Genomic DNA, 26852 nt, shown 5'->3' on the forward strand with positions numbered 1-26852 from the left:
ATGGCTTTGTCTGTAATATTATGGAAACGAATAGATTGATATTTTCATAGCCTCAAGGGGGAATGCATATGGCAGAATGTAACGCCCAGGCGACCGGCAGCTGCTCGGAAGCCGAGGGCACAGATACGACCGCTAGCGGAGCGGCCTCGCATGCGGAGGGTTATCAAACGGTGGCGAGCTCATTCGCCGCTCATGCCGAAGGCTACGCCACGCAAGCGATCGGCCCTGCTTCGCATGCGGAAGGCGGTGCAGCGCTGGCGCATGGGCTTTATAGCCATGCCGAAGGACGCGACACCAATGCGACGGGCGAAGCTGCACACGCCGAAGGTTACCTCACGAAAGCAATGGGTGACGGCTCCCATGCCGAAGGTTACGCAACGCAGGCGATCTTCCCGCATTCTCACGCAGAAGGACGCGGCAGCGTCGCGGCGGACGAAGTCGCCCATGCCGAAGGTTATGTCACGGCAGCGTCGGGTTTCGCCGCGCATGCCGAAGGTTACGCTGCGCAAGCACACGGCCCAGCTTCGCACGCCGAGGGCGGCGCCACACTGGCTGATGCCCTCTATGCGCACGCTGAAGGCGAACTCACTAGAGCACTTGACATGCGAACTCACGCCGAAGGTCAACAGACGACAGCGAGTGCCCCTAACGCGCATGCAGAAGGCAGCCACACAACGGCGAGCGGCCAGAATTCGCATGCAGAAGGCGACACAACTACGGCGAGCGCATGGGCTTCGCATGCAGAAGGCATCAACACGATCGCGAATAAAAACGCCTCACATGCAGAAGGCGATACCACAATCGCAAGCGGAGGTGCCTCCCATGCGGAAGGCACTGATACCATCGCGAGCGGCAATTCCGCGCATGCGGAAGGGGCGAGATCACAGGCAACTGGTGCTTTTGCCCATGCCGAAGGATATTTAACAAACGCGAGCGGCTCTTACTCGCACGCCGAAGGCTCTACTACGACAGCCAGCGGGAATTATGCTCATTCGCAAGGTCTTGATACCGTTGCGAATGGCCACTTCTCACACGCGGAAGGACATATAACTTCAACGAACATGCTGGACGGGGCACACATTATGGGGAGGTGCGGCACCGCAAATCTATTGCCATACTCCTGGTACCTTGCCAACGGTATTACTCCCGATATGCCTGGCCTAGCAGCCGCAATATTATCAACGGGCGATGTCAAAATCGACGGCGCGGTCAGCAGCCCTGCTGCCGATTATGCGGAGATGTTCGAGACTGTTGATGGCAATCCGATTGAGCCTGGCTACTTTATTGCATTAGCAGGCAGAAAAGTTCGCATTGCGATGGCAGCCGATCCTTTTATTGTGGGCATCTCCAGCGCCAAGCCCGCGTTTCTATCTGGCAATGCCGAACTGAGCTGGCCGAAGAAATACCTCAACGACGAATGGGGAAGGACGCTTTACCATGATGTTACCGTTCCTGCCCATCGCGGCCAGGACGAACGAATTCTTATTCCCGAGCACATCGAGCGCCAACCCCAGATGAATCCGGATTGGGATCCAAACCAGAAATACATGCCTAGATTGGGCCGGGCGGAATGGGTCGCAGTCGGCATGATTGGCAAGCTGCTCGTTCGAGACGATGGGTCATGCCAGCCTGGCACCCTCTGCAAGCCAGGTGACAACGGTTACGCCACCGCCGCCGCAGCGCCAGGCAGCGGTTACTATGTCTTGGAACGGACCGCACCGAACCAGGTGCTCGTCCTGTTCGGATCACGTTTTAGCTTATGAATAGATCTAAACAGCATCGATTTTTATAGATTCTAGGGGGAATGCATATGGCTGAATGTAACGCCCAGGCGACCGGCAGCTGTTCGGAAGCCGAGGGTACAGATACGACCGCTAGCGGAGCGGCCTCTCATGCGGAGGGATATCAAACTACAGCGAGCGAGTTCGCCGCTCATTCAGAAGGCTACGCCACGCAAGCACTTGGCGCAGCTTCACACGCGGAAGGCGGTGCCTCGGTAGCGCATGGGCTGTACGGTCATGCGGAAGGACGCAACACCAACGCGGCGGAAGAAGCCGCCCACGCCGAGGGCTACCTCTCGATAGCAAGCGCGTTCGCCGCCCATGCCGAAGGATATGCCTCGCAGGCGCTCGGCTCAGCAGCGCATGCGGAAGGCGGAGCTACGCAGGCAAGCGGCCTCTACTCACACGCTGAAGGCGAACTCACCATGGCACTTGGCGACCGAGCTCACGCCGAAGGGCAACTGACTTCCGCTATTGCCGCTAACGCACATAGCGAAGGGCAACAGACAACAGCTATTGCAACTAATGCGCATGCTGAAGGGCTCAATACGATTGCCAGCGGCCTAAATTCCCATGCGGAAGGGCAATTGACTTCGGCCACCGCCGCTAACGCCCATGCCGAAGGGCAGCACGCCGAGGCAGCGGCAGTTGCTGCACATGCCGAGGGAAAGGATACGCTCGCAAGCGGCCAAGCCTCGCATGCCGAAGGATCCTCCGTTCTATCAACGGCGTTAGCCTCACACGCAGAAGGCAGATCCACTTATGCGCAAGGCGAAGCCTCACACGCGGAAGGATTCTCCACGCGGGCGTTTGGCGCCTACTCGCATTCCGAAGGCAACCAAACGATCGCGTTCGGCCAAGCTTCCCACGCGGAAGGTATAGATACTGCTGCGTACGGCTTGTATTCCCACGCTCAAGGCGCCAGTACCAAAGCGGATGGACTCGCCTCGCACGCCGAAGGGGTCGGCACATCCACGAATTTTCTCGAAGGCGTCCATATCATGGGCCGCTACGGCAAAGCAACCACAGAGCCGTACTCCTGGTATCTAGCCAATGGAACAAGTGCCGGATCACTTGGACTGGCTGCAGTGATTCAAAATAACGGCGACGTCAAAATCGACGGCGCGGTCAGCAGCCCTGCTGCCGATTATGCCGAGATGTTCGAGACCGTTGACGGCAATCCGATCGAGCCTGGTTACTTCATTACTACTGTCGGCGATAAAGTCCGGATCGCAACATCATCTGATCCCTTCGTCGTCGGTATTTCAAGCGGAAGACCTGCTTTTCTCTCTGGCAACGCCGAGCTGAATTGGTCGCAGAAATACCTTACCGATGAATGGGGTCGTACGCTTTACCGCGAGGTTACCTTGCCTGCCGTATTCGGCCAGAACGAAGAAGTACTCATGCCCGAACGTACAGAGCGCCAGGCGCAGCTTAATCCGGATTGGGATCCGAACCAGCAATATGTTCCTCGTCTCAATCGGCCAGAATGGGTAGCCGTAGGCATGGTCGGCAAGCTGCTCGTCCGCGACGACGGTTCTTGTCAGCCAGGAGCCTTCTGCAAACCGAACGACAGCGGTATTGCCACCGCGGCAACAACACCCGGCAACGGTTGTTATGTTCTGAAACGGACTAATCCTAGTCAAGTGCTCGTACTGCTCGGCACTCATTTCATCTAGTAGGGATGAAATAGGTTCGGGCCATTCTGACAACCGATAGCGTTCAAATCGGCCACCAGAGGCTAGATAGCCTTCGTGACAACCAATGGCGTAGCCGAGGAGTTAACACTCGACTCCATTTTCATAGATTCATAGCCTCAAGGAGGAATGAATATGGCAGAATGCAACGCCCAAGCAACCGGCAGCTGCTCGGAAGCCGAGGGCTCTGACACCCTCGCAAGTGGCACTGCCGCCCATGCGGAGGGATTCCAAACGACGGCGAGCGCCTTCGCCTCGCACACCGAAGGTTACGCCACGCTGGCCATCGGCCCCGCTTCCCACGCGGAAGGCGGCGCTTCGGTGGCGCATGGGCTGTACGGCCACGCCGAAGGCCGCAACACCTCCGCGGCGAACGAGGCCGCCCACGCCGAGGGCTACCTCTCGGCGGCGGGCGGGTTCGCCGCTCATGCCGAAGGCTACGCTACGCAAGCGAATGGCCCCGCTTCGCATACGGAAGGCGGCGCTACGATTGCATTAGGCCTCTACGCACACGCCGAAGGCGAAATCACGCTCGCGCTCGGCGACCGCTCCCACGCGGAAGGTCAACTCACTACGGCAAGCGCGCTCAATGCGCATGCCGAAGGCGAACTGACCCAGGCGACGGGGCTCGATTCCCACGCCGAAGGACTGCAGACCGTCGCTAGCGGGCAGGCTTCCCACGCCGAAGGCGAAGCCAACACCGCGAGCGGACGAGCTTCGCATGCCGAAGGCAATCTCACCGGCGCAACCGGCATCGCCGCCCACGCGGAGGGGCAGCAGACGCAGGCGACGGGCGATCTCTCGCATGCCGAAGGCAACCAATCCATCGCCAGCGGCCAATCCTCTCACGCCGAAGGCGCGGTTACGACGGCGAGCGGCTTCACCTCGCACGCTCAAGGTGTCAACACGGTCGCGGACAGCGCCTTCTCGCATGCGGAAGGACTCGGTACATCGACGAACCTGCTCGATGGGGTGCACATCATGGGCCAATTCGGCGCTGCGAACGCTCAATCCTACTCTTGGTATCTAGCCAACGGCACCAGTAGCGAGGCGCCTGGTCTTGCTGCCGCAATATTGAGTACCGGCGACGTCAAGATCGACGGCGCAGTCAGCAGCCCCGCCGCCGATTATGCCGAAATGTTCGAGACAATAGACGGCAACCATATTGAACCCGGCTACTTTCTCTCCTTAGCCGGCGACAAGGTCCGTATCGCGACGGCAGGCGATCCCTTCATCGTAGGCGTATCGAGCCGTAAGCCTGCTTTTCTCTCTGGCAATGCGGAGCTAAGCTGGCCGAGTAAATTCCTCACTGACGAATGGGGAGGAACTCTCTACCATGATGTAATCCTCCCTGCCCTTCTCGATCGGAACGGACAAGTACTACTACCCGAGCGTACTGAGCGCCAACCCCAGTTGAACCCCGATTGGGACGCTAGCCAACCCTACATTCCGCGCCTGAGTCGACCGGAATGGGTCGCAGTCGGAATGCTCGGCAAGCTGCTCGTCCGAGACGACGGGTCTTGCCAACCTGGCTCTCTATGCAAACCAACCGACAACGGCCAAGCAACCGCTGCAACGGTACCAGGCAGCGGATATTATGTGCTCAAGCGAACAGCTCCAAACCAAGTGCTCATCCTATTCGGCACCCTCTTCACCATATAATCAACAAAAAGCCGCGAGCATAACTTAACGCTCGCGGCTTTCTTTTCGCTATTATACATCCACACTCGCTGCCGACGTTGAAGCCGCCCGCCTCTTCATATTACTAAGCGCAACGCCGGCGAGAATCAACAGCCCTCCGGCGATCTGTGCAGGCTTGATCGGATCGCCAAGCACCAAATAACTGACGAGAATCGCAATAAATGGCGGAATGTTCATGAACATAGCACTCACAGATGCCCCGACAACGGCAATACCTCGGTTCCACCAGAAGCCGGTCACCCCTTGACCGATAACCGCTACTGAAATCAAGAGCAGCCACGTCAGCGCATAATGGCTGCCATGCAGCTGACCGCTAATTCCCTCATACGCAACCGCTGGCGTCATCAGAATCGTGCCAATTACGGTGGAATAGATCGTCACTTCATAAGACGACATCGCGATGGTCAGCTTGCGGATAAACAATAGACTGATGGACATCCCGAGCATTGCAAACAGCAAGTAGATGTCCCCCACTGATATGCCGAGCTCCTTGCCGCCAAACAATACGATGCAGATGACGCCGGTCAATGCGACGACAGCGCCAGCAAGCTTCGGCAGCGTAAATTCTTCTTTCAGAAAAATCCTTGCCAGCAGCGTCGTCGCAATCGGTGACAGCGCAATAATCAAAGCCGCATTGCCAGCAGTCGAATGCTGCAAGCCTGTGAAATAGAATAGCTGGTTAATGAGCGTACCCGAGATGCCGGCAAACAGCAGAAGCCCCCACTCCCGCTTCTTCGGCCATCGCATCGAACGATTGACTGCCGCAACCGACAAGAGGAAGAGCGACATGACAACAAGCCGAGCAAACGATAAGAAGATTGGCGAGAAATCGCGCAGCATATATGCGCTTGCCACATAATTGCAGCCCCAAAGAAGCGATACTGCCCACAATTTCATATAAACGGAACGATCCGGCATTTCAATAAAATCCCCTTTTGCGAATTCTTGCTCCTCTGATTACTTCGGATGAACCGACTGACCCAGACCGAGCGATCTCTTATTCGAACGCATGTAAGACATCACTGCCGCAAGCGCCATTAGTGCTGCCATAAACCAGAATACGGCATGCAAACCGCTAATGAACCCGCCAAGTGACGATGTATCTCCATTCATGCCAACTTGCGTTCCTGAGAATATCGCCAGCATCGCTTCATGCGGAATGCTGTGCGTCACGATCGGCATGGAGAACGCGATGCTGAGCATCATGCCCATATTCGTTGTGAGCGAGCGAATCCCGGACGCTTCCCCGCGGTATTTGGCCCCGGCTGCATTCATGATGCTGCTGGAGTTCGGAGAGTTGAACAGTCCTGAGCCGATACTAATAATCGTCATGTAGACGGCGAGATGCCAGAATGGCGTCGACAATCCGGTATCGAGAGCGAGCCCTACCAGTCCGAAGATGCTGAGGAACAAACCAAGCGTCGCCGGCATCGTCTCGCCGTATTTATCTCCAAGGCTGCCAGCAAGCGGCGAAACAACGAGCATTCCAGCTGCAAGCGGAATCGTCATTATCCCAGCGACGAGTGCATCCTTCTCAAGCGCACCTTGGAAATAGAAGATCAACATAAACATGACCGCCATCCGGGCAATCGCATTGAGCGTGGCGGATACGATGCCGAAGGAGAAGATCCGGTTCGTGAACAGCGGCAGATGCAAGAGCGCATTCGGATGCTTCTTCTCACAGATTAAGAAGATTGGGAACAACACGAGGAAGGCAGCTCCGGAAATCCAGACTACAGGCGACAACCAGCTTTGAATCGGCCCCCACGTCAATGCGATCAAGAGACCGGTCACCGAGATGACATACGTAATAACACCACAGAGATCGAGTCCTCCAGTCTTCGGAGCGGCAATCTTGTCGTCTTTTACACCCATAACGCGCAAGCCCCATACGACGCCGATAACGCCGAACGGCACATTGAACCAGAAGGTCCATTCCCAACCGAACGCGGTCGTCAGCCATCCGCCGAGCACAGGTCCGATAATTTGACCGACAGCCACGACCATAATGTTAATGCCAAGCGCCTTCCCAAGCTCTTCCCTTGGAAAAGCATCCGCGACTATCGCGGTACTATTCGCCATTACCATCGCTCCGCCGACCCCTTGAAGAATCCTCAGGATAATCAATAGCGGCGCATGATCAGCGAAACCGCACACGAACGAAACGATTGTAAACAACATCATGCCAGCAATATAGATCTTTTTGCGCCCGAATCGGTCAGCAAGCGAACCTGCCATAAGAACCATAACGGTCTGGGCAACCATGTAAGCCAGCATCACCCACATCGCTTGGAGCAACGTGGCATGTAGCCCTTTGAGCAAATCCGGCAATGCAATAATGAGTGTGCTGAAATTAAGAGCGGATAGTAAAGAGCCGAGGCTCGTTACAGACAAAATCCACCATTTTCGCGATTGATCCATTCGTACTCTCCCTCTTCCTGCTTGCTTACTCTGAGCGTTGTTTTAATTGAGTTGCCCGCTCGAGCCGGTTACTGAAGCCTTGCTTAAGTATCTGAAGCTTCTCCAGCTTCTCGTCAATATGCGTAATAATCCCCTTCAGCCGCAGTGCAGCCTCATCAAGCAGCCGATCCTTCTCTTCATCCGACGCGCCTTCACCATAATAAGTCACCCGGATGCGGTCCAGCTCTTCCTCCGCTTGCATAATTTCACGGATCTCAACCAATGACGCCCCAAGTACCTGCTTCAGCTTCAAAATATGCTCTATCCGTTGCAGCATCGCCTCATCGAACAAGCGATGGCGCCCTTCGGACCGGGTCACGGCAGGCAATAGGCCAATCTCCTCGTAATAATGGAGTGTTCTCGCCGTAATGCCTAGTCGCTCGGTTACTTCTTCCATCGTATATTTAGGTGTTTCGCTCGTCATCTGTCCTTCGATTCTCCTTTCCATTAGTCATATTCTCTATCATAACAAAAATTACTTACGTTAACGTAAGTTTTTTGCTAATTCATTACCAGTTTCGCGTTGTGCTCGCATAGGATAATAATGGATGCGGTATTTTGACTAGGATCGTAAGGAGATGAGAAGCATGAACGCGGGGAAAGCAATCCGGTTATTGTTGATCGGATTCGTTATTGCTGTCGTTGCCATCGGTCTATTGCCATTTTTGATTATCTACAGCTGGAGTGACTTGTATGGCCTGTCCGAATTGGATCCGTCTTCCTCGCCAATCGCATATCTGCAGAAGCTGTTGAAGTAACGGAACAGCCACATGTGAAAAAGGCACTCCGCGAATGGAGTGCCTTCTTGTTGTTGTTGTGTCAAGCGCATTATGCCTCGAGCAACCACCGGTGTACCTGCGGAAACAGCTTGCCCCAAGTGGATTCATGATGCGTTCCGCCGGCAACGAAGTCGAATCGAACACGGCTCTCCGGTACCCCGGCTGCTATTAATGTCTCCCTTGCCAATGCAACATGCTCATGGGCAATTTTATTGAAATCAGGCTTGTCGGTTTCCTGATCCCCGATGCTTAGGTAGACACGGAGCGCTGGGGAAAGTGCCGCTTGCTGGATCAATTGGATAATCGCGCCGTTGTCATGCCACATGACGAAGGAAATGCCGCCAACTCGGCCAAAATGATCCGGATAGCGAATAGCGATATACAACGAGACATACGCACCGAACGAGCTTCCGACAAGCATCGTATGCTCTGGTTCAGGTAATGTCCGGTAGTGGCTGTCGATATAAGGCTTGAGCGTCTCCGCCAGAAACTCGGCGTATGCCTGTCCTTTGCCGCCGAAGCCATATTCCTCGTTAATCGTGAAGTTGTATTCATTGTTGCGCTCATTACCGCCATTATCAATAGCGACTACGATCGCTTCGAGCGCAGCTTCCTCCAGCCCTAATTGCTCCAACGTCTCGTCGACGCCCCACTCGCTCCCCCAGGATGTCGCTTGATTGAATACATTCTGGCCATCATGCATATAGATGACCGGATATCTGCGATCCCCTTCGCTGTAGCTTCTCGGCAAATAAATCCAGATTCTGCGCTCCGTCTGCAGCTGCGGAATCGGGAATGCTTCCATAATCCGGACATCACCAGTAATGGTATGAGTGGCCTCGTCATTAAGAACTTCTCTCCAAGGCACAGGAACGCTAATCGTCATGAGTGACACTCCTAGTAATTGAATTTACTAGAATCTTAACGCGCCGCCATTCTGGATGCAATGGATTTTCGTTTGGCCTTCATATAGCTATCCCATATGGCGAATAAATAGACGATGTTGTAAGCAAAAACCCACTTCTCCTGCCAACGCTGGGAAGGTAACCCATCGATGCTGAGCAGCGCTCGCTGCCTGCGCGGCAATCCGGATAAGTATTGGTAGCTAATGCTTGCATCCGACTCCTTTTGGCTACACGCGGATCGATTATGTATCGTCTCCCTCAGTGGGCTCTCGGTGCATTTAGGAAGTCGAGAGCACGCATTCGTTCTCTCAGCGGGATTTCGGCGTATTGAGGACGCTGAGTGCACGTATTCGTTCTCTCAGGCACAGATTATCGGTTAGTTTGTTCAATCTCGGCGCTGAGAGCACATATTTGTTCTCTCAGCGGGATTTCGGAGCATTTTGGAGGCTGAGAGCACGTATAGGTTCTCTCAGTTTCTTTTTCGCGAGGTTTTACCGAGGGGATCACCACGCTGGAGGTACGTGATCATATTCGATGTCACAGCATTTTTCTATAACCCACGGATGGCGCTCGATTACCCGCTGAGAGAGGTTTTTTCCTCTCTCAGCCCTGTTTTTGCTATTTTCGCTGACCGAGAGCGGGTATTTCCTCTCTCAGCGCAGAATTTCAGATTGAGGAACAGTTTTCTCCTTCTGAGAGAGGTTTTTCCGTCTCTCAGCCCTGTTTTCGCTATTTTCGCTCACCGAGAGCGGGTATTTCCTCTCTCAGCACCTGATTACACTCTCAGAGCAGCCCATCGGCCAATTTCCTTGCTGAGCGTTCGAATTTTGAACTCTCAGCTTCGCCAAGGTGCCGATATCGAGATAGATATAGAAAGAAAACCCACCGTTTCAGTTTCAAACGGTGGGTTTCTCTACACTCTAAAACCTTGCTCCGACATAAGCTATCTCGACTTCCCACGCCCCTGAACAACCCAGAACGCTTCGATCACTTCGCCGCGAACGGCCGCAACTTCGTCAACCATGTTCATGACGGCGCAGCAGTGAACGGGCACGATCTCAAGCGTGTCGCCAATCGCAAGCGACTGCTCGCTCTCATCGAGCTCCAGCATACCGTGCTCTTCTGTCATCCACGTGAGCTTGATCCCCGGATGGCCGACGACGTAACCTTTGCCGGTCCCTATCGGTGAGGCTTCCCCATCTGAGGTGAACACCTTGGTTCCAGCATCAATGACGGCTCTGCCAGGTTCAGGCCTGCTGACGACCGTCACCTTCACGGTTAAAGCACAATCTTCCAATGACTGAGCACCAAGAGCGACCTGCATCAGATCTCCGAAAATATAAGTTCCTGGCCGCAGTTCCGTCACTCCCTGCACAGGCGCGGTATATGGCGAACCCGGAGATGAGCCGACGCTCACGATATCGGCAGCTATCCCTTGATCGTTCAGCAGCTGCGCCGTATCGGCCGCTGCCTGCCCTTCCTCCCGCGCGAACCGGCGCAGTTCTAGCTCATCGGCCGCCTGATACACTTGCCCGCCGAAGGTCATGATGCCCTTGATCTCGATGCCCGGCAGCTGAACCAGCTGCATCGCAAGCTCCAGCACCGGCTCTCCGGCCCCCAGCCCGACGCGGCGGAATCCGCAGTCAAACTCGAGGAGAACGCCGATCGTCAAGTTCGCCTCGAGCGCTGCCTCTGATATCGCTTCCGCAACCGCATAGCTGTCAACCGCAACCGTAACGTTGACATGCTTGACTAGTCGAATGAGTCGTTCAAGCTTCTTCTCCCCGACGATGGGATACGCGATCAGAATATCGCGGACACCGCCCGCTACCATCACTTCCGCTTCGCCGAGCTTCGCAACGGTTACGCCGACTGCGCCTGCTTCAATTTGCTTGTGAGCAAGCACCGGCAGCTTATGCGTCTTGGCGTGCGGACGAAGCGATACCCCCGCACGATCAGCAATATCCTGCATTCTCGCAATGTTGCGATCTACGGCATCAAGTTCGATAAGCACGTAAGGCGTATCCAGTTCGCTTTTGTTCATAGGAAGGTCACCGAAGCCTTTCTTTGTCATTGAGCAACCTAGAATGCACTACACTTACACTTCACTTCTATGCAGCACATTGGATTCTCACGACATTCCAGCGACCGAACGGCACTATCCCTTCTAAGACGCAGCTTTAAAAATAACCTGATTCTTGAGCTTCGCCTCTATTTCCTTGTGAAAAGCTTGAAACACGCTGGATTCCTTCTGTTTCAGAAGAAAAACGAGATGCGGATCATCCACTTCCTGATCATCAAAGTAGAGATCCGTCTGTGCGTTAAATTCCGCTTCGTTCCCGTGATAGTACTTCTCTACCAGCTGTTCCAGAATTGGGACAACTTGCTGCTGGAAAGAGATGCTCTGATCCTGCTCTGTACGCAAATCCCCGGCCTGTTTCACGGTTGGCGGCGGTGCTGCTTCATTCCCGCAAGACGCAAGCAGCATCGTACATACGAAAGCTGCTCCAATGAGTGATTTAAACATACCCTATCCCCATGCTTTACATTTCTTAATATCTTGCTTACGAACGTTCGGCCGAAAAGTTGCGCGGGGAACGATGCAATCTTATTCGATATCCGATTAACTCTGAACAAGCTCCGGCTGATGCTCTTTCAACCATGCCCGCAAGGGTACATCCTCGTCTGTCGGCGTATAGTAGCCGTTACAGTTCACCCCGGCGCCAAGCAGCTGGCGACGGATCGGATCGCTCTGTTCCCACAGATGCGAGACGGTCATGTCATCCTTCGTGCGGAGCCAGCGATACCCGTAACCGTAGAACAGCACTTTGCGCGTCAGCTCGCTCGACCAGTTCGGAGTACCGGCATGCCATAGACGCCGATCGAAGAATACCGCTGATCCGGGCTTCACGCATACCGGAATGGCCCCTTCTGGCTGTCCATGGCGATCGACAGGAATTTCGATTTCATCGCGAAGATGGCTGCCTGGAACGACCCAGAAGTTGCCGCGGTCCGGCTCAGATACGTCGGATAAGAAATAAGCAACCTTGAGCGACAGCCTTGGACGCGGATGCGACTCGATCTCTCGATTCACTCGGCCGCTGTCTTGATGCCATCCGAATGTGCCGTCATTTTTGGACTGGCCTGATGGCGGCGTCGCAATCATATGCGCATGGTACAAGTAGATATTCCAGCCAAGAATGCCCCATACCTTCGGCAATACTTTCTCATAATCAACGAGCGATAAGAACGATTCATGATCGGGGATGAAATTCGGATAGAACAATGCCGTCTTCGGGTCATGACCCTCACTGAGCTTACGCTCATAGATGCGGTCAAATTCAGCTGTCAGCCCGGTCACTTGTTCCGGTGAAAGTGCGTCTTCGACAATCAGATAGCCTGTTTCTTCAAAGGTCTTCCGTTCCTCAGCGGTGAGTGCGTAGTTCAAACACGATTGGTTCAACTTCGATTCCCTCCTGCCAATAATGGATTGTACCCCTCTATCATAAACCGTTTTGGTTGCGCTTACGAGAATTATTTCTCACTTTTTTCCATTTATATAGCAGCACACCTTTCACCCTTTCTGGGCTCATGCATAGCATGGAACTACCTGTATAGAAATCGCTGGAGGGATCAGATTGAAAAAAGCATTTATCGTGCTGACTGCCATCGCTGTCATGCTTACATTACTGCTGGCAGGCTGCAGCGGCAAGAAAACAGAAGCGACGAAGGTTCGCATCGGAGAGGTGACGCGCTCCATCTTCTACGCACCGCAATACGTAGCCATTACGAATGGGTATTTCGAGGATGAAGGGCTGGATGTCGAGCTGACAACGACGCCGGGCGGCGACAAAACCATGACGGCGCTCCTCAGCGGCAACATTGACGTTGCACTGGTTGGTTCCGAGACATCGGTCTACGTTTCCTTGCAAGGCTCCGATGACCCGATCATCAACTTCGCTCAGCTGACACAGACTGATGGCACGTTCCTCATCTCGCGTACGCCGATCGAGAACTTTACTTGGGATATGCTGAAGGGCTCCAAGTTCCTCGGCCAGCGCAAAGGCGGCATGCCGCAGATGGCAGGCGAGTTCGTGCTGAAGAAACATGGCATCGACCCGCAGAACGATCTGGAGCTTATCCAGAACGTTGAATTCGCGAATATCGTTCCGGCGTTCACGTCCGGCGATGAGCAGTTCGTGCAATTGTTCGAGCCATCAGCAACGATGCTGGAGCAGCAAGGCAAAGGTTATGTTGTCGCATCGTTCGGTACCGAGAGCGGACACCTGCCATACACGGCTTACATGACGAAGAGCAGTTACATGAAGAACAATGCAGACACTGTCCAAAAGTTCACGAACGCAGTATACAGAGGCCAGCTGTGGGTGGAAGAGCATAGTGTCAATGAAATTGCCGATGCTGTCGCTCCTTTCTTCCCGGATACGGACATTAACCTCATTCGCGGAGTTGTCAAGCGGTATAAGGATCAAGGCTCCTTCGCTACCGATCCAATTATTGACAGCAAGGAATGGGCGAACCTGCAAGACATTATGATGCAAGCCGGCGAGCTGAAAGAACCTTCCGATTTCGGCAAGCTCGTCGATAACTCGTATGCAGAGAAAGCGATCAAAGAAGTCAAATAAGCGAAATAAGCAGCTTCATGAGGAGCTTATTGAAGCCGCCAGCTAGCAGCCCGCGCGGCTTCTTTCCTCATTCCGAAGGAGTGACAGGCATGACAAGTGCTGTAGAAGTCAATCATGTTTCGCATGTTTATGTAAATGAGCATGGCGCCAAACTCGCGCTGAAGCAGATTCAGCTCAGCGTGGAAGCCGGCGAGTTCGTATCGCTCGTCGGTCCGAGCGGCTGCGGCAAGACGACGCTGCTGTCCATTATCGCAGGCTTAATAGCACCGTCGGAAGGCAGCGTTCGGCTGTTCGGTCAGCCGGTGAATGGTCCAACGCCAAGAGTTGGCTACATGCTGCAGCAGGATTATCTGTTTCCATGGCGGACCATCCGCGAGAACATAATGATTGGGCTCGAACTGATGGGACAGGTAACGCCAGCCAAGCGCGAGTATGCGCTGCATTTGCTCGATGAGATGGGATTAAGCGCCCATGCGGGCAGCTATCCGAGCGAGCTGTCAGGCGGGATGCGCCAGCGGGTTGCGCTCGTGCGGACGCTTGCGACGGAACCGGATGTGCTGTTTCTGGATGAACCGTTCTCCGCGCTTGATTTTCAGACGAAGCTGCAGCTGGAGAATTTGATCTGCGAGACGCTGAGGAAACACCGCAAAACCTCGCTGCTTGTCACCCACGACATTGCCGAAGCGATTGCGATGAGCGACCGGGTCATCATCCTGGCGCCGAATCCGGGGACTGTCTACAAGGAATTGGACATTCCTTCGAGCCTCGCTGACTTGCTGCCAACTCAGGCGCGTGAGCAAGACGGATTTCAGCCGTATTTTCGCCTCGTATGGCAAGCCTTTGAACAAATGGAGAGGAGCAAACCGTCGCTATGAACGCATCGAATTCAAATCAACAACCTCAGCAAGTCGCAACCGATCCTGCACAGCTCTATCAAGCCTATAAGAAAGCGCGTAACAAGGAGAAGCTCTACGTACTTATTGCCCGCATCCTGCTCCTCGTTCTCTTCCTTGGCTTGTGGGAATGCGCAGGGAGGCTGAAGTGGATCGACGTCTTCTTATTCAGTTATCCGAGCAAAATCTTCCGTCTGCTGTACGACAAAGCTCTCGACGGCTCTCTACTTCCTCATATCGGCGTCACGGTAGCTGAGACCATCGCCGGCTTTATTCTAGGGACGCTTAGCGGTCTTATTCTCGCAACGCTGATCTGGTGGAGTCCTTTTCTGGCGAGAGTGCTCGATCCGTACCTCGTTGTCCTCAATTCGCTGCCGAAGGTGGCGCTTGGACCGCTGTTCATCGTCGCGCTCGGCTCAGGTATTCTCTCGATTATTGCAACCATACTATCCATTACGGTCATCATCACGACACTGGTAATCTATACGGCCTTCAAGGAGGTCGACCCGAACTATGTGAAGGTCGTTCGCATCTTCGGAGCGACGAGAACACAATCGTTCTTGAAAGTCATTCTTCCAGCCTCCTTCCCTGCTATTATCTCGACGTTAAAGGTCAATGTCGGCCTCGCTTGGGTGGGTGTAATCGTTGGAGAGTTTCTTGTCGCGAAGGAAGGGCTGGGCTACTTGATCATCTACGGATTTCAAGTGTTCAACTTCACGTTAGTGATCAGCAGTCTGTTCATTATCGCGGCAGTGGCTACCATTATGTATCAGATTGTTGCTGCTATTGAAGCGAGAATTGTGAAGAAGCGCTGAAAAAAGGCGCTTGTACCCGCTAGATACGCCAATGCTTCTGCAAGAGTACGAGCATATTCCTAGAGTATGTGAGTGGAAAACTCTTGAAGAAGGACGCTGGTTGATGTGCCATTCTGCTGGATTGGGAAAGTCGTCATCGTTAGGAACGAAGGCATTGTTTTCATCGGGGATGCGGTAGATATCTCGGAGATTTCAGACATAAACGAGAATGCGAGTGAGCAAAGTACGGATACGGACGAAGTCGGGACTGGAACCGGAGCCGAGAGCGGGGTCGATGACGGGATCGGTACGGCGACTGCTAAGCGGAAAGGCAAAGCGAAGGGTAAAGGCAGCGCACAGGGGAAAACGAAGGCTGCCGGAAGCAGGCACCGCGCTGGTGCGGGAAAAGTAGTCGGCGCGGAGTCAAGTACGTGGCGGAAGAAGCGGAAATAACGATAATCGGAAGGGAAATGCGCAGCGCCAACGCGGTGGAAGAAAGAAAGTAAGGACTCAGCTCCAACGCGCTGCGGATAATCCCGAAGTAATCGAATTGTGTTATTTGTATCGGGCTGCCTTTCTCGGGGCGGCTTATTTTTATTGGTGCAAACCTTCTAACGAACTCAGCAGCGCTTATTTACTCGAAAATAGCCCCTTCTCCATTCTAACGAACTCCAGCGTTCTTATTTGGCCGATTTCCACTGGAACCAGGCTCGATTCGGTGGAATAAGGTGTCTGAGGTTCCTTAGAATTCCCAGCACGGCAATTTTGCGTGAATAGCGTGTCTGAGGTTCCTTAGCACCGCTGGAGTTCTTTAGCACACCTGCCGTTTATGCCAGCACAATACGGACTAGCTCTCCCAGATCGTCAATGATTTCGTCAGCATCATCGACTGGCTCGAACTGCTGATTTCGTTTCCAAACTGCCTTCATTCCGGCGTTTCGACTGGCTCTTATATCGTTATCAGGATGGTCTCCAACGAAGAGAGAGTTCTCAGCCGATACCCCAAGTTTAGCTAGCGCGCGATGAAAGATCGCTTGGTCAGGCTTCCGCAGCCCTTCCCATTCGGAGATGAGCACTTCATCGAAATAAGGTTCGACGTGCAGCGCTTTGAAGTTATCATATTGGAATTGACCAAATCCGTTAGAGATCAAAGCGAGCTTGATGCCATGCTCCTTCAACTGTACGAGCATACTTAACAGGTTTGGAAAACCGATACAATGCTTTTGGAAGTTTGTCACATAATCATTCAAAAGCAAGGTCCAATCTAAATGACTAATAGAAAACTCTTCAAGCATCTGTCGATATACGTTGTCTTTCCATACATAACCATGATTATCGAGTTCAATAAAGCGTCTAACGTAGCTCTCTGTATCCACGATCTGCAGCTCTGAATATCGATGCCATTGGTCTCTCACGAATGCTAGTAGAGAGGAGTGACGGTCAAGCAATGTTCCGTCCAAATCAAATAGCACGGCTTGGATTGTTATTCGAATCACTCCCTTTGTCACATGTCGTGCTATTCATCTACCAGGAGCTCGCGCAGCATGCGCTCCTTATTATTCAGGAACTCTTTCATAATGATGTAATGATCCGTTTGCTCCAGCGTTCTCGTCTCTATACCGTCCGTCGTCAAATAATAAATGGTTGACTCTGGATATGCCATCAGAATCGGCGAGTGAGTCGAGATGATGAACTGCGAGTTCTGCTGAATCAGCTCGTGCATATTCGACAACATGGCCATCTGGCGAAAAGGAGACAGCGCCGCTTCCGGCTCGTCCAATATATAGAGACCGTTGCCGCCGAAGCGGTTCATGAAGGTCGCGAAGAACGACTCGCCATGCGACTGTTCGTGCAGCGACTTGCCGCCATAGGAGTCTATCACTGAAGCTCCCAATCCCGGCTCTTTGTCCAGCGCATCAATATTGCTCGCCAGATTGTAATAGCTCTCCGCACGGAAGAAGAAGCCGTCTCTTGCTTTCTTAAGCCCGCGCACGAGCCGAATGTACTCGAACAAATTCGAATGCGAAGCATGCGTCGAGAACGTGAAATTCTTCGTCCCGCCCTCTGGATTGAAGCCCCATGCAACGGCGATAGCCTCCATCAAAGTGGACTTGCCCATTCCGTTCTCGCCGACAATGTACGTCACCTTGGGATGAAACTCCAGTCGTTCGAGATGCTTAATCGCGCCAAGATGAAACGGATATTCGGCATAACTGGAAACACGCTCCCGCTCCAGCTCGATTGAACGTAGAAACGTATCCTGCTCATAAATACGTGAAGGCATGTTGTGCATCCTCCTTCAGTAGGAAGTGATTTATGCGAATACATTATCACACACCGTATTTATTTGGAAATCATTCCTCTATTATTCTAAGCATGCATAGCGTCTTGCCGCTTAATCTGATCTTCAAGAACAAGACATGCCATCGCTTCAACCACCGGTACAATTCTTGGGCAGATACATGGATCATGCCTGCCTCTAGTCACGATGGTCTGCTCCTCCCCGTTCTCCCCTATGGTTTGCTGAGGAACGGATATCGATGAAGTTGGCTTGACCGCAACCCGGAAGACGATGTCCGCGCCCGTGCTGATACCGCCTAGAATTCCCCCTGCATGGTTGCTCAAGAATCCACTTGCGCACATCGCATCGTTATGCTCGCTTCCTTGCATCCTCGCAGCTTCGAAGCCCGCGCCAAACTCAATTCCTTTTACAGCACCGATGGATACCATTGCCCGTGCAAGCTCCGCATCAAGCTTGTCAAAGACAGGCTCGCCAATTCCGGCAGAAAGCCCGCGGATTCTGCATTCCACGATGCCTCCGCAGCTATCGCCAATCGAAGCTAAGTGCTCGATTCTCTCAATCATTAATTGAGCGGCGATCGGGTCGGCGGCTCTTACTGCATTTCGCTCGATCTCTTCCTCGGAGAAGCTGGCACACGCAATGCCGCCGATTTCTTTGGAATACGCAACTATCGAGATGCCCCTCTGTTCGAGAAGCTTACGCGCAACAGCGCCTGCAGCTACTCTGCCCGCCGTCTCCCGCCCAGATGCCCGGCCGCTGCCTCGATGATCGCGAAGACCATACTTCTGCATATACGTAAAATCCGCATGACCTGGCCGGTAACTATGCTTAATATCGTCATAGGCTTCCGGACGCATATCTTTGTTGTACAGAATAATAGTCAGCGGCGTACCTGTTGCTCGCCCCTCATACACGCCCGATACGATATGGACATGGTCGTATTCCTTCCGGGGTGTCGTTACGGACGATTGTCCCGGCTTTCTTCGGTCCATCTGAATTTGAATGTATGCCTCATCTATTTCCAAGCCCGGTGTCACACCGTCAACGATAACGCCAACCGCCTCGCCATGTGATTCGCCGAATGTCGTAATTCTGAATCGTTCTCCAAACGAGTTCGCTGCCATAATCCTATCCCCTTGTCATCATCACTATCGTTTTCTATATTTTAGATCTATAATTGAAATAAAAGAAATCGAAATATTGATGCTTTGTCATAGAGAGGAACTATGTCAACGATGATTAATACGGAGTGGTACCGCATCTTCCTGTATGCAGCCCAATATGGCAACGTAACCAAAGCCGCACAGAAGCTGCACATAACGCAGCCTTCAGCGAGCTATGCTATTAAGCAATTAGAAGAAGCGCTGAACGTTGTCTTGTTCGATCGTCTATCCAAAGGCGTGAAGCTAACCTATGAGGGGCAGCTTCTCTTCGAATATGTAGATCGGGCTTTCACACAGTTCGATCGAGGCGAGAATGAACTGCAGCTTGTGAAGCAATTCAAGTCTGGGCTACTTCGGATTGGCGCGAGCGGTACGATACTGAAAGAAACAGTGCTTCCGGCGCTCGATCAGTTCCATGCTGATTTCCCGGAGATTCGCATCCGTTTAGTTGCAGAGCAGTCGAAGGAACTTGTGCGTCAACTCAAGAATCGAACGCTAGAAATCGCCTTCGTTCATCTCCCGGTCCATGATCCAGAGATTGAGGTTAATCCGCTCGCTTCCGTGCGCAACTGCTTCGTTGTAAGCAATGCGTTCCAATCGTTTCTTGAGGCACCCGTTTCAACGGAAGCTCTGCTCAAGCTGCCGCTGCTGATGCTATCACCTAGCAGTGCGACAAGGCGAGTCATCGAGCAGTGGTTTACGAGTCAAGGCTATACTCCGACTAGCGATATTGAATTAAACAGTATCGATCTATTAATCGAATTTGCGCGTCGCGGATATGGAGCAGCGTTTGTTCCTTATCACTCTGTGAGCCGGTTCATTGAGGCTGGCGTGTTATTTGAGCTGAAGACGGAGGTTCCATTGCCTGAGGGAGAGATTGGAGTTGCCACGATGCGAAGCTCGACCATGACGGCTGCAGCGACGGCTTTCCTTGAGCGGATTGAAGGCTCTGCAAAATAAAGCTGCCAGCTTCACCAACAAGCAATACCACCACTCCTATGCGGATAAGAGAATCCACAAAAAACATGCAGCCTCCTCCTTCGCAGAGAAGTTCATCTGCAAAAAAACAAGCAGCCTCTCTCCTCCTATGCGGAGAAGAGAATCTGCTTGTTTGGTGTTTGCTTGTTATTGTGGAAATATCCTACTCGACTTACAGAGCCGTATCGTCCACGCTGTTCAGCCAACTCTCGATGCTGCCGATAACCGACGAGACACAGCCGTCTTCGAACGGCGAGATCAGACCAGCCACCTTCACAAGCTCCGTGAAGGAGAGGCTGCCGCCTTGACGGCACAGGTTTACATAAGCATCCCATGCCGCTGTGCGATCTTCGTTCATCTGCTTCCAGAACTGGAACGCACAAATCTGCGCGAGCGTGTAGTCGATGTAGTAGAACGGCGAACCAAAGATATGGCCTTGCTTATGCCAGAAGCCGCCGCGCTCCAAGTACTCATTGTCTGCATAATCACGATGCGGCAAATATTTGCGCTCGATATCGCGCCATGCCTGCTTCCGCTCTGCCGGCGACGCATCCGGGTTCTCGTAGACGAAATGCTGGAATTCGTCGACGGTTACGCCGTAAGGGATAAACAGCAAGCCGCTGCCGAGATGCTCGAACCGGTATTTGTCCGCATCCTCTTCGAAGAAGAGGTTCATCCACGGCCAAGTGAAGAATTCCATGCTCATCGAATGGATCTCGCAAGCCTCGTACGTCGGAAAGTTGTACTCAGGCACTGCGAAGTTACGGCTCTCGTAGACTTGGAAGGCATGACCCGCTTCATGCGTCAATACGTCAATATCGCCGGAAGTACCGTTGAAGTTGGAGAAAATAAACGGTACGCCATAGTCGCTAATGTACGTGCAATAGCCCCCACTCTGCTTGCCCTTCTTGCTCACCAGATCCATTAGGCCGTTATCCTGCATGAGACGGAAGAATGTATCCGTCTCCGGCGACAGCTCGGCGTACATCTTCGCGCCGCCTGCTACGATCCAATCCGGATTGCCCTTCGGCTTCGCATTGCCGCTCTTGAAATTAAAATTCTCATCGTAATAACGCAGCTCATCGACGCCGATCCGGTTCTGCTGACGCTGACGAAGCTTCGTTGCCGCCGGCACGATATATTCTTGCACCTGTTTGCGGAAGTTCACGACCATCTCCGCATTATAGTCGGTACGGCTCATTCGCGCGTAGCCAAGCTCAACAAAGTTCGTGAAGCCAAGCTTCTTCGCTATCTTCGTGCGCACCTTCACGAGATCATCATAGATGCGGTCGAAGTTCGCTTCGTTCTCCGCCATGAAGCCGGATGATGCCTCAAGCGCTCTCTTGCGCATATCCCGATCCGTTGACTGTTGGAAAGGTCCGAGCTGCGACAATGTACGTTCTTCGCCTTCGAACATGATCTTCGCCGATGCGATCAGCTTCGAGTATTCGGTAGACAGCTTGTTCTCTAGTTGGAGATCTTCAATAATGTCTGGGCTGAACGTCTTGAGCGCAAGCTCGGCGAGGAGGAACAACTGCTTGCCCCACTTCTGTTCCAGCTGTGCACGAAACTTCGATTCGACCAGCGCACGGTAGTAATCAGTTATGTATTCCTGGACGATCGGACCCTTCTCATCGAAGAAATCCTGCTCCGCTTTATAGAACTCATCATTCGTGTCGATGGAATGGCGTATGCTCGCGATCTGCTGCTGAGTGTCGAACTCGCTGCGCAGCTTGTTAATTGCAGCCATAGCCAGATCCTGCTCTTCATAGCTCACGGCTGACTGAAACTTCGCCAACTCTTCCTTAAACTTCGCCTCAAATGCTGCCACATCCGGGCGCACGTACCGGTACTCGCTAAATTTCATGACGACATACCTACCTTTCGCTAAATAATGAAATAAATTGACGGGCGACTATCCAATTATAGCCTATCCATGCCATTTTCGTGAAGAAGAGAAGACGTATAAAATCAAAGAAGCCCCCCCATTATTCGGAGGGCTGCTCTGCTGGTTCGGATTCTGTTACCGGAGGCTTAAACCTCCTGATGTTATGGTTTCAACCCGATGTCAGCTACTGGTACAATCCGCTTTCTTTATTCCACCAACATGGCAGTATTCCTTGAATAAATTCCAATGGCGCGCTAATATCCAACTGATGAAAAGCATATGTATATCGAAGTCGTTATAGGGTATACATCCGCTTTCACTTTACTTTGAGCAACTGAGTGCTTAAGTTCGTAACGTCTTTTATTCAGTCATCGCCAATTTCCACTTCATTTACCTCACCATGCTTAATTCATCTCATTCATTCTACAAATACTCGTCATCATCCTACCTGTTAGCGGAATAGGTTGCCGATTCGATTCGGCAGCCTATTTCTTGTTACTCTATAGATCTCCGGGATTTTTGGACCATCCCTCCCGCAAAGAAAGCCACCTATTTTATGAGTGCCTCTCCTGTCATATTTGTTTAATTATCGCATCCGTTAGTAATCTTACTCACCTACCATACCGTCATTATCAGCATCGCGCATATATGGATATAACCAGTGTTATATTTAGGTTAGCAAACGAAACTGTTGACACTAAAAGGACCAGACATAGTAGATATATCTAATATGTCTGGTCAGGTTAACTTTCGGGGAATTGTTGTTGGCAACCCTCTCTCCTTCTCAAACGACGAAGAAGGATTTCACACCCTGCTTCGGTGGATCCATTCGCTGCAAGTAACGCATGGTTTAACGGCAGCCATTGTTGGCATGGAACCTACCGGGCACTACTGGCTCAACCTCTCCAAATAGATCTCTGAGCAACAGTTTGAAGTCGTTCTCGTTAATCCTCATCTTGTAAAGAAAAACAAAGAAAACCGAGATAATACACCATCCAAAAGCGCATGGCTCCCAGCCGTGAAGCCTACAATCCTCATAAAACGATGCCACTACAGCTAGCTGCTTAAGCACATCCAACTGTTTCGTCGTACGAATTTTGACTTATTCGTGGGATTTCATAGAAAGCACGGAGTACCGGATGCAGTTGAACCAAAGGGCACCGACCCGTACCGTTATCATGACCGGCCTCCACCCCTTGGACAGGCGTAACGAAGGAATGAGAGGGCTATGACCCGTTGAGACATGGGAGTGAAAACCTCCAGGGGCGGCGTGGAGAATGCGTGCAGTATATGGAAGGATATGGGGTAGCGACCTCCCCCTCTATTTCCTCACTCCTTCATGTTGTTCTGGTCTACAACAATGGTTCACTTACTATCTTTCTGTATTTCTGGCAAGGGTGAAATCCTGCGAATAAGCGAGCATTCGTGAGAAAACTAAATCGTACCGAGGGAGTTCAACGATCGGTATTTCTGAATTGGTACTTCATTAATGCGATCTTCAAGCTTTTCGTGGTAATGAGATCAAGTTCTTGTCATTTGGTTTTGACAAGAACTTGATCCCATAAATACAAAAAAGCCGCGATTTTCGCGGCCATTAATGCGGCTTACAATGTTATTATGTTATTGTCACCCGAAAACTGTGATTTACTTCTTTTTCAGAATTTATACAGGCCTTCAAACCATCCATCACGTGACACAAAGCAGGATCGACAGCATTCAGCATTTCTTTGGCACTGGTTTCAGCGATTTTATCCTTTCGTTTCGTCTGACATCTCTTACACGAACCTACGTAGATTCGGAGTGCCCCAAGTATTCGACGAATCCTTGTGCATCTTTCGTCTGGGTCCTTCCAATTTGCTTCAGAATACCTAAATAAGGTGGGGTCTCACAATTGAGACCACCTTATCATTGACTAGACAAATCGTTACTATGCGAAACCATGAACAAAGGATCTTATTAATTAATTTATCTATTCTTATTTCAATCTATTTATTAATCTATTATACCCATCACGAGTCAAACATCGATTTTTCATTATTAATTCAGGAGAAAGGCCATCACGCAAATCTTTAAGTACTGATAAAAGCGTCTCAACTTCGTCATCGTTAGATTGTTGCTGTTGGTCCTTTGTTATTTTTTCATTGTAACAGTGCTGCTTAAACTGCTCTATTTCATAATCAATATCGACTAAAGGTACAGTACAAATGAGATTTGCTAGTTTTCGTACGTTGTCTACCGAGTTCACGCCTGCCACACCGGCATCCCTCGATAATTTATTGATTAGACTTTCAGCATAACTTTCAGATATGCCACAATCCTTTATTAATTTAGATCTAATTTTATTGTGTCCTGATGAATCGTAATGTTCTTCCTTCTGAATTAGACATATGACCATGTTCTCATTTTTTACGTAACGGAACTCTCGAGCACTTAGTGTGAATTCTCGAGTTCTTTGAGACTTCCTACTAGGTCCAGCAGGTATTGCAAGTTCTATTTTTTTTATTCTTATCTCAAGTTCAGATATTTTTTTAACCGCACGCTGCCTAAGAACAGCATTTTGCTCTATGCTCCAGTATAATTTAGAAGGTTTAAAAATAGCGTTATTAATGTTATTCATAAGTTCCTTGCAGCCATAATAAGTTTGCGGTTGATAATTAAGTAGTATATTAAGATTAGTAATTAATAGATCGACTGCTGGCGTGAATGGTGGCTCTTCTGAATAGTTCTTTACATTGTCATAGACTTTTTCAAGTTCATCTAAGCTTTTAATGAGAATTTGTCTTCTATTAACTCGTATTTTTTTATTGTTATCAATGGTCACATTATTCCCTTCATTGACTATGATTTCAAGGTAAGAACTAAACCGATCATCGTAAAGTTTACCTGTATACGAATTCTCAATCAGGTTTTGCTTCAACTCTAACAATACATTTTTCATAAGTTTATACGCTTGATAACTATGTTCAGTAGTAGCATAAAACGGAATTGAATAAAAAATTCTCAATATTATTTCTTCGACTTTAATATCTGGAAATTCACGAAAATTCATATAACAGCTAAAAATATCCACGCCTAATATATCATTGAGTATACTTTCTCGATACCTACAATCTACAATTCGCTCTGTAAGTGTTCTCATGAGTTCTATATCTTCATCATTGTTCATGTACGTGTGAAGAAAGTTGGAATAATTCCTAAGCATACCTTCCTTATCGTATAACTCATGAGTATTCTGCGGCTGAAAATCAAGCCATTTCCTCAGATTGTCAATCTTGTCAGAATGCTTAAGAGGAAGAATTTCTCTGATAGTATTGTCCAGCCGATCCATTTGGAACACCACCACAAATGTTAATATTTACCTACATATTACCATTATAGTACATGAGCAGTACATGCCGAGTGCTTAATTCTAAGCGCCATTTACTTTAGGACCTAATGGGTATCGTGTATTCCGAGGCTGTTGCTAAATTTTTAGATGCTTACTCTGCAAAGACCGCCCGCATACTCTCTCCATTATACCCTCTAAACAACAGATCTATCTCAAAAAGACTGCCGCCTCACATTCAATTTCTAGTTCGATCTTAGGCAATCATTTCTACTACCCAGTTAGCGTATCCAGTGTTTTAAGGATAAGCTAATCATCGTCATCATTATCGCCATATCGTGAGTTGTAATACTCCTCTTGCTTTTGTTCGTAATAATCTTCCTCTTCTGCGTACTTCTCGTCCCAGTATTCTTCTTCTTTTTGACGATCATCTTCATCTCGCTGTTCTCTATCACGATCCTGGCGCTCATTTTCTTCATGCCGGTATATCAAATCTGCAGCAGAAATGGTTCCGCTGTCATATAACCCTTGTAGGTAGAGATCCGCATCGTAATATTCCGCAGGTCTATTGTCATATCGTGATGATTCATCATCATCCTCATGTATCTCAACCGCGCTTACTGAGTTAGTTACATCGTCAGAGACTGAGTAACTACTGTCGTAAAATCTCTGTGTTCGAGTTGCTGATTTTTCTACATGGGATTCATCGTCAACCTCGTCAGTGGACTCCAGAAAGCTTAAAAATGCATCAATGTGTTGGAAGAGAACCATTGACAGAATCATCACATAACCGGTTACTTCAAATGCCCTATTTAAACCGTATACAATTGATGTGGCAAGAAGTGCAACCAAAAATGCGATAATTCCTTTAATGTTAAACTTGAAGAGTTTAGAGATAATAGCTGATCCGATAAAAACGATCAAGTTTTGATGGCTGCCGGGAATGACAAGATCGTGGACTACAAAAAACTTCGTATAAAGTATTAATCCAATGAGGCCATAAGCGCCTTGCATGAACACGTTAATCCGCATACTTGATTCCTCCTTTAATTATCAGGCAAAACCAGTTTGCATATGTTTCAGCTGAATTCTTCGAAGGCCGTTCCACAAGAGCGGAGTATCATTTTTAGTCAGATCTCTTCCTTTCGTACTTTTTCCCAGAAGTAATTCTTCTCAAGTTTGTCCTAACTCTCTCAATTTCATGATCATAGTTTTCCAGGTTCTTCAATCGAAGAATTCGTAAACTATCTTTTAATTCACCTGGTCTCAATTGATGAATCAATTGCAACAGATCATTTTCGTATTGGCGTAAGACTATAGCGTGCTTAAGCTTTTTTTCCAAAATCCGCTGTAGAATCGACTTATGTTCTCGCCGCTTATGCCACATCAACCCCACCTCCGCCTTCATATAGTCATAATAATAATTTGGAGACGAAGCAACACTCGAAAAGAAACGGTACGGCTAATCAAATGCGTCAACATCACGAGAGGTTGCCTCGAGTATTTTATGCAAGATGTTGATTCAGTTCAGCTACTAGAATTG

The 26852-nt window shown here is 50.6% G+C and carries 22 protein-coding genes and 1 pseudogene; 10 read left to right on the forward strand and 13 right to left on the reverse strand.

Features of this window, described 5'->3' with window-relative positions; all coding sequences use genetic code 11:
• Positions 1–68: 68 nt before the first annotated feature.
• The 3 genes from AC0YNX_RS08505 to AC0YNX_RS08515 all read left to right on the forward strand — a co-directional run bounded on the left by AC0YNX_RS08505 (position 69) and on the right by AC0YNX_RS08515 (position 5140).
• On the forward strand, positions 69–1763 hold the full coding sequence (locus AC0YNX_RS08505) for a peptidase G2 autoproteolytic cleavage domain-containing protein (protein ID WP_475815260.1): 1695 nt from the start codon (positions 69–71) through the stop codon (positions 1761–1763).
• Positions 1764–1810: 47 nt separating this feature from the next.
• Positions 1811–3460 carry a peptidase G2 autoproteolytic cleavage domain-containing protein gene (locus AC0YNX_RS08510; RefSeq protein ID WP_475815261.1) on the forward strand — a complete coding sequence of 550 codons (1650 nt, stop codon included), beginning with the start codon at positions 1811–1813 and terminating at the stop codon, positions 3458–3460.
• 147 nt (positions 3461–3607) lie between these two features.
• A complete protein-coding gene (locus tag AC0YNX_RS08515) occupies positions 3608–5140 on the forward strand; it encodes a peptidase G2 autoproteolytic cleavage domain-containing protein (RefSeq protein WP_475815262.1) in 1533 nt (510 codons plus the stop codon).
• Between the two features lie 51 nt (positions 5141–5191).
• Here AC0YNX_RS08515 and AC0YNX_RS08520 read toward each other — a convergent pair whose 3' ends face one another.
• From AC0YNX_RS08520 to AC0YNX_RS08530, 3 genes are read right to left on the reverse strand one after another with little or no spacing between them, the layout of a single operon-like run.
• Positions 5192–6076, reverse strand: coding sequence for a DMT family transporter (locus tag AC0YNX_RS08520; protein WP_475815263.1), 885 nt, complete (start codon positions 6074–6076; stop codon positions 5192–5194).
• 60 nt (positions 6077–6136) lie between these two features.
• On the reverse strand, positions 6137–7600 hold the full coding sequence (locus AC0YNX_RS08525; protein WP_475815264.1) for an MFS transporter: 1464 nt from the start codon (positions 7598–7600) through the stop codon (positions 6137–6139).
• Positions 7601–7625: 25 nt separating this feature from the next.
• A complete protein-coding gene (locus tag AC0YNX_RS08530; protein ID WP_475815265.1) occupies positions 7626–8063 on the reverse strand; it encodes a helix-turn-helix domain-containing protein in 438 nt (145 codons plus the stop codon).
• A 163-nt stretch (positions 8064–8226) separates the two neighbouring features.
• Between AC0YNX_RS08530 and AC0YNX_RS08535 the strand changes: the two genes are divergently transcribed.
• Positions 8227–8397, forward strand: a complete 171-nt coding sequence (locus tag AC0YNX_RS08535) for a hypothetical protein (RefSeq protein ID WP_475815266.1) — start codon at positions 8227–8229, stop codon at positions 8395–8397.
• Positions 8398–8467: 70 nt separating this feature from the next.
• Here AC0YNX_RS08535 and AC0YNX_RS08540 read toward each other — a convergent pair whose 3' ends face one another.
• From AC0YNX_RS08540 to AC0YNX_RS08555, 4 genes are all read right to left on the reverse strand, one after another.
• Positions 8468–9304, reverse strand: coding sequence for an alpha/beta hydrolase (locus AC0YNX_RS08540; protein WP_475815267.1), 837 nt, complete (start codon positions 9302–9304; stop codon positions 8468–8470).
• Positions 9305–10266: 962 nt separating this feature from the next.
• The gene (locus AC0YNX_RS08545; RefSeq protein WP_475815268.1) at positions 10267–11367 is read right to left on the reverse strand and encodes an alanine racemase; all 1101 of its coding nucleotides are present in this window, start codon (positions 11365–11367) and stop codon (positions 10267–10269) included.
• Between the two features lie 123 nt (positions 11368–11490).
• Positions 11491–11850, reverse strand: coding sequence for a hypothetical protein (locus tag AC0YNX_RS08550; RefSeq protein WP_475815269.1), 360 nt, complete (start codon positions 11848–11850; stop codon positions 11491–11493).
• Positions 11851–11946: 96 nt separating this feature from the next.
• Positions 11947–12786 carry a phytanoyl-CoA dioxygenase family protein gene (locus AC0YNX_RS08555; RefSeq protein ID WP_475815270.1) on the reverse strand — a complete coding sequence of 280 codons (840 nt, stop codon included), beginning with the start codon at positions 12784–12786 and terminating at the stop codon, positions 11947–11949.
• 175 nt (positions 12787–12961) lie between these two features.
• On the opposite strand from AC0YNX_RS08555, the gene AC0YNX_RS08560 reads away from it, so the two are divergent.
• From AC0YNX_RS08560 to AC0YNX_RS08575, 4 genes are all read left to right on the forward strand, one after another.
• The gene (locus tag AC0YNX_RS08560; protein WP_475815271.1) at positions 12962–13966 is read left to right on the forward strand and encodes an ABC transporter substrate-binding protein; all 1005 of its coding nucleotides are present in this window, start codon (positions 12962–12964) and stop codon (positions 13964–13966) included.
• 89 nt (positions 13967–14055) lie between these two features.
• Positions 14056–14841: an ABC transporter ATP-binding protein gene (locus AC0YNX_RS08565; RefSeq protein WP_475816207.1), complete on the forward strand. Its 786-nt coding sequence runs from the start codon at positions 14056–14058 to the stop codon at positions 14839–14841.
• A complete protein-coding gene (locus AC0YNX_RS08570; protein WP_475815272.1) occupies positions 14838–15674 on the forward strand; it encodes an ABC transporter permease in 837 nt (278 codons plus the stop codon). Before AC0YNX_RS08565 ends, AC0YNX_RS08570 begins: the two co-directional genes overlap by 4 nt.
• Positions 15675–15779: 105 nt before the next feature.
• A complete protein-coding gene (locus tag AC0YNX_RS08575) occupies positions 15780–16106 on the forward strand; it encodes a hypothetical protein (RefSeq protein ID WP_475815273.1) in 327 nt (108 codons plus the stop codon).
• Positions 16107–16480: 374 nt separating this feature from the next.
• On the opposite strand, the gene AC0YNX_RS08580 is transcribed toward AC0YNX_RS08575, so the two are convergent.
• From AC0YNX_RS08580 to aroC, 3 genes are all read right to left on the reverse strand, one after another.
• On the reverse strand, positions 16481–17140 hold the full coding sequence (locus AC0YNX_RS08580; RefSeq protein ID WP_475816208.1) for an HAD family hydrolase: 660 nt from the start codon (positions 17138–17140) through the stop codon (positions 16481–16483).
• 29 nt (positions 17141–17169) lie between these two features.
• Entirely contained in the window at positions 17170–17937 is a 768-nt protein-coding gene (locus tag AC0YNX_RS08585; protein WP_475815274.1) for an AAA family ATPase, read from the reverse strand.
• 86 nt (positions 17938–18023) lie between these two features.
• Entirely contained in the window at positions 18024–19079 is a 1056-nt protein-coding gene (gene aroC / locus AC0YNX_RS08590) for a chorismate synthase (protein ID WP_475815275.1), read from the reverse strand.
• 102 nt (positions 19080–19181) lie between these two features.
• Between aroC and AC0YNX_RS08595 the strand changes: the two genes are divergently transcribed.
• Positions 19182–20078, forward strand: a complete 897-nt coding sequence (locus AC0YNX_RS08595) for a LysR family transcriptional regulator (RefSeq protein WP_475815276.1) — start codon at positions 19182–19184, stop codon at positions 20076–20078.
• Between the two features lie 190 nt (positions 20079–20268).
• On the opposite strand, the gene AC0YNX_RS08600 is transcribed toward AC0YNX_RS08595, so the two are convergent.
• Positions 20269–21963 (reverse strand): M3 family oligoendopeptidase, encoded by a 1695-nt coding sequence (locus tag AC0YNX_RS08600; RefSeq protein WP_475815277.1) that lies wholly within the window; start codon positions 21961–21963, stop codon positions 20269–20271.
• A 724-nt stretch (positions 21964–22687) separates the two neighbouring features.
• Here AC0YNX_RS08600 and AC0YNX_RS08605 point away from each other — a divergent pair.
• Positions 22688–23041, forward strand: a pseudogene (locus tag AC0YNX_RS08605) (IS110 family transposase); the annotation flags it as partial.
• A gap of 918 nt (positions 23042–23959) precedes the next feature.
• Here AC0YNX_RS08605 and AC0YNX_RS08610 read toward each other — a convergent pair.
• Positions 23960–25312 (reverse strand): hypothetical protein, encoded by a 1353-nt coding sequence (locus AC0YNX_RS08610; RefSeq protein ID WP_475815278.1) that lies wholly within the window; start codon positions 25310–25312, stop codon positions 23960–23962.
• Between the two features lie 306 nt (positions 25313–25618).
• The gene (locus AC0YNX_RS08615) at positions 25619–26341 is read right to left on the reverse strand and encodes a hypothetical protein (protein ID WP_475815279.1); all 723 of its coding nucleotides are present in this window, start codon (positions 26339–26341) and stop codon (positions 25619–25621) included.
• Positions 26342–26852 lie beyond the last annotated feature (511 nt).

The organism is Paenibacillus sp. J31R98 (genome assembly GCF_056269245.1).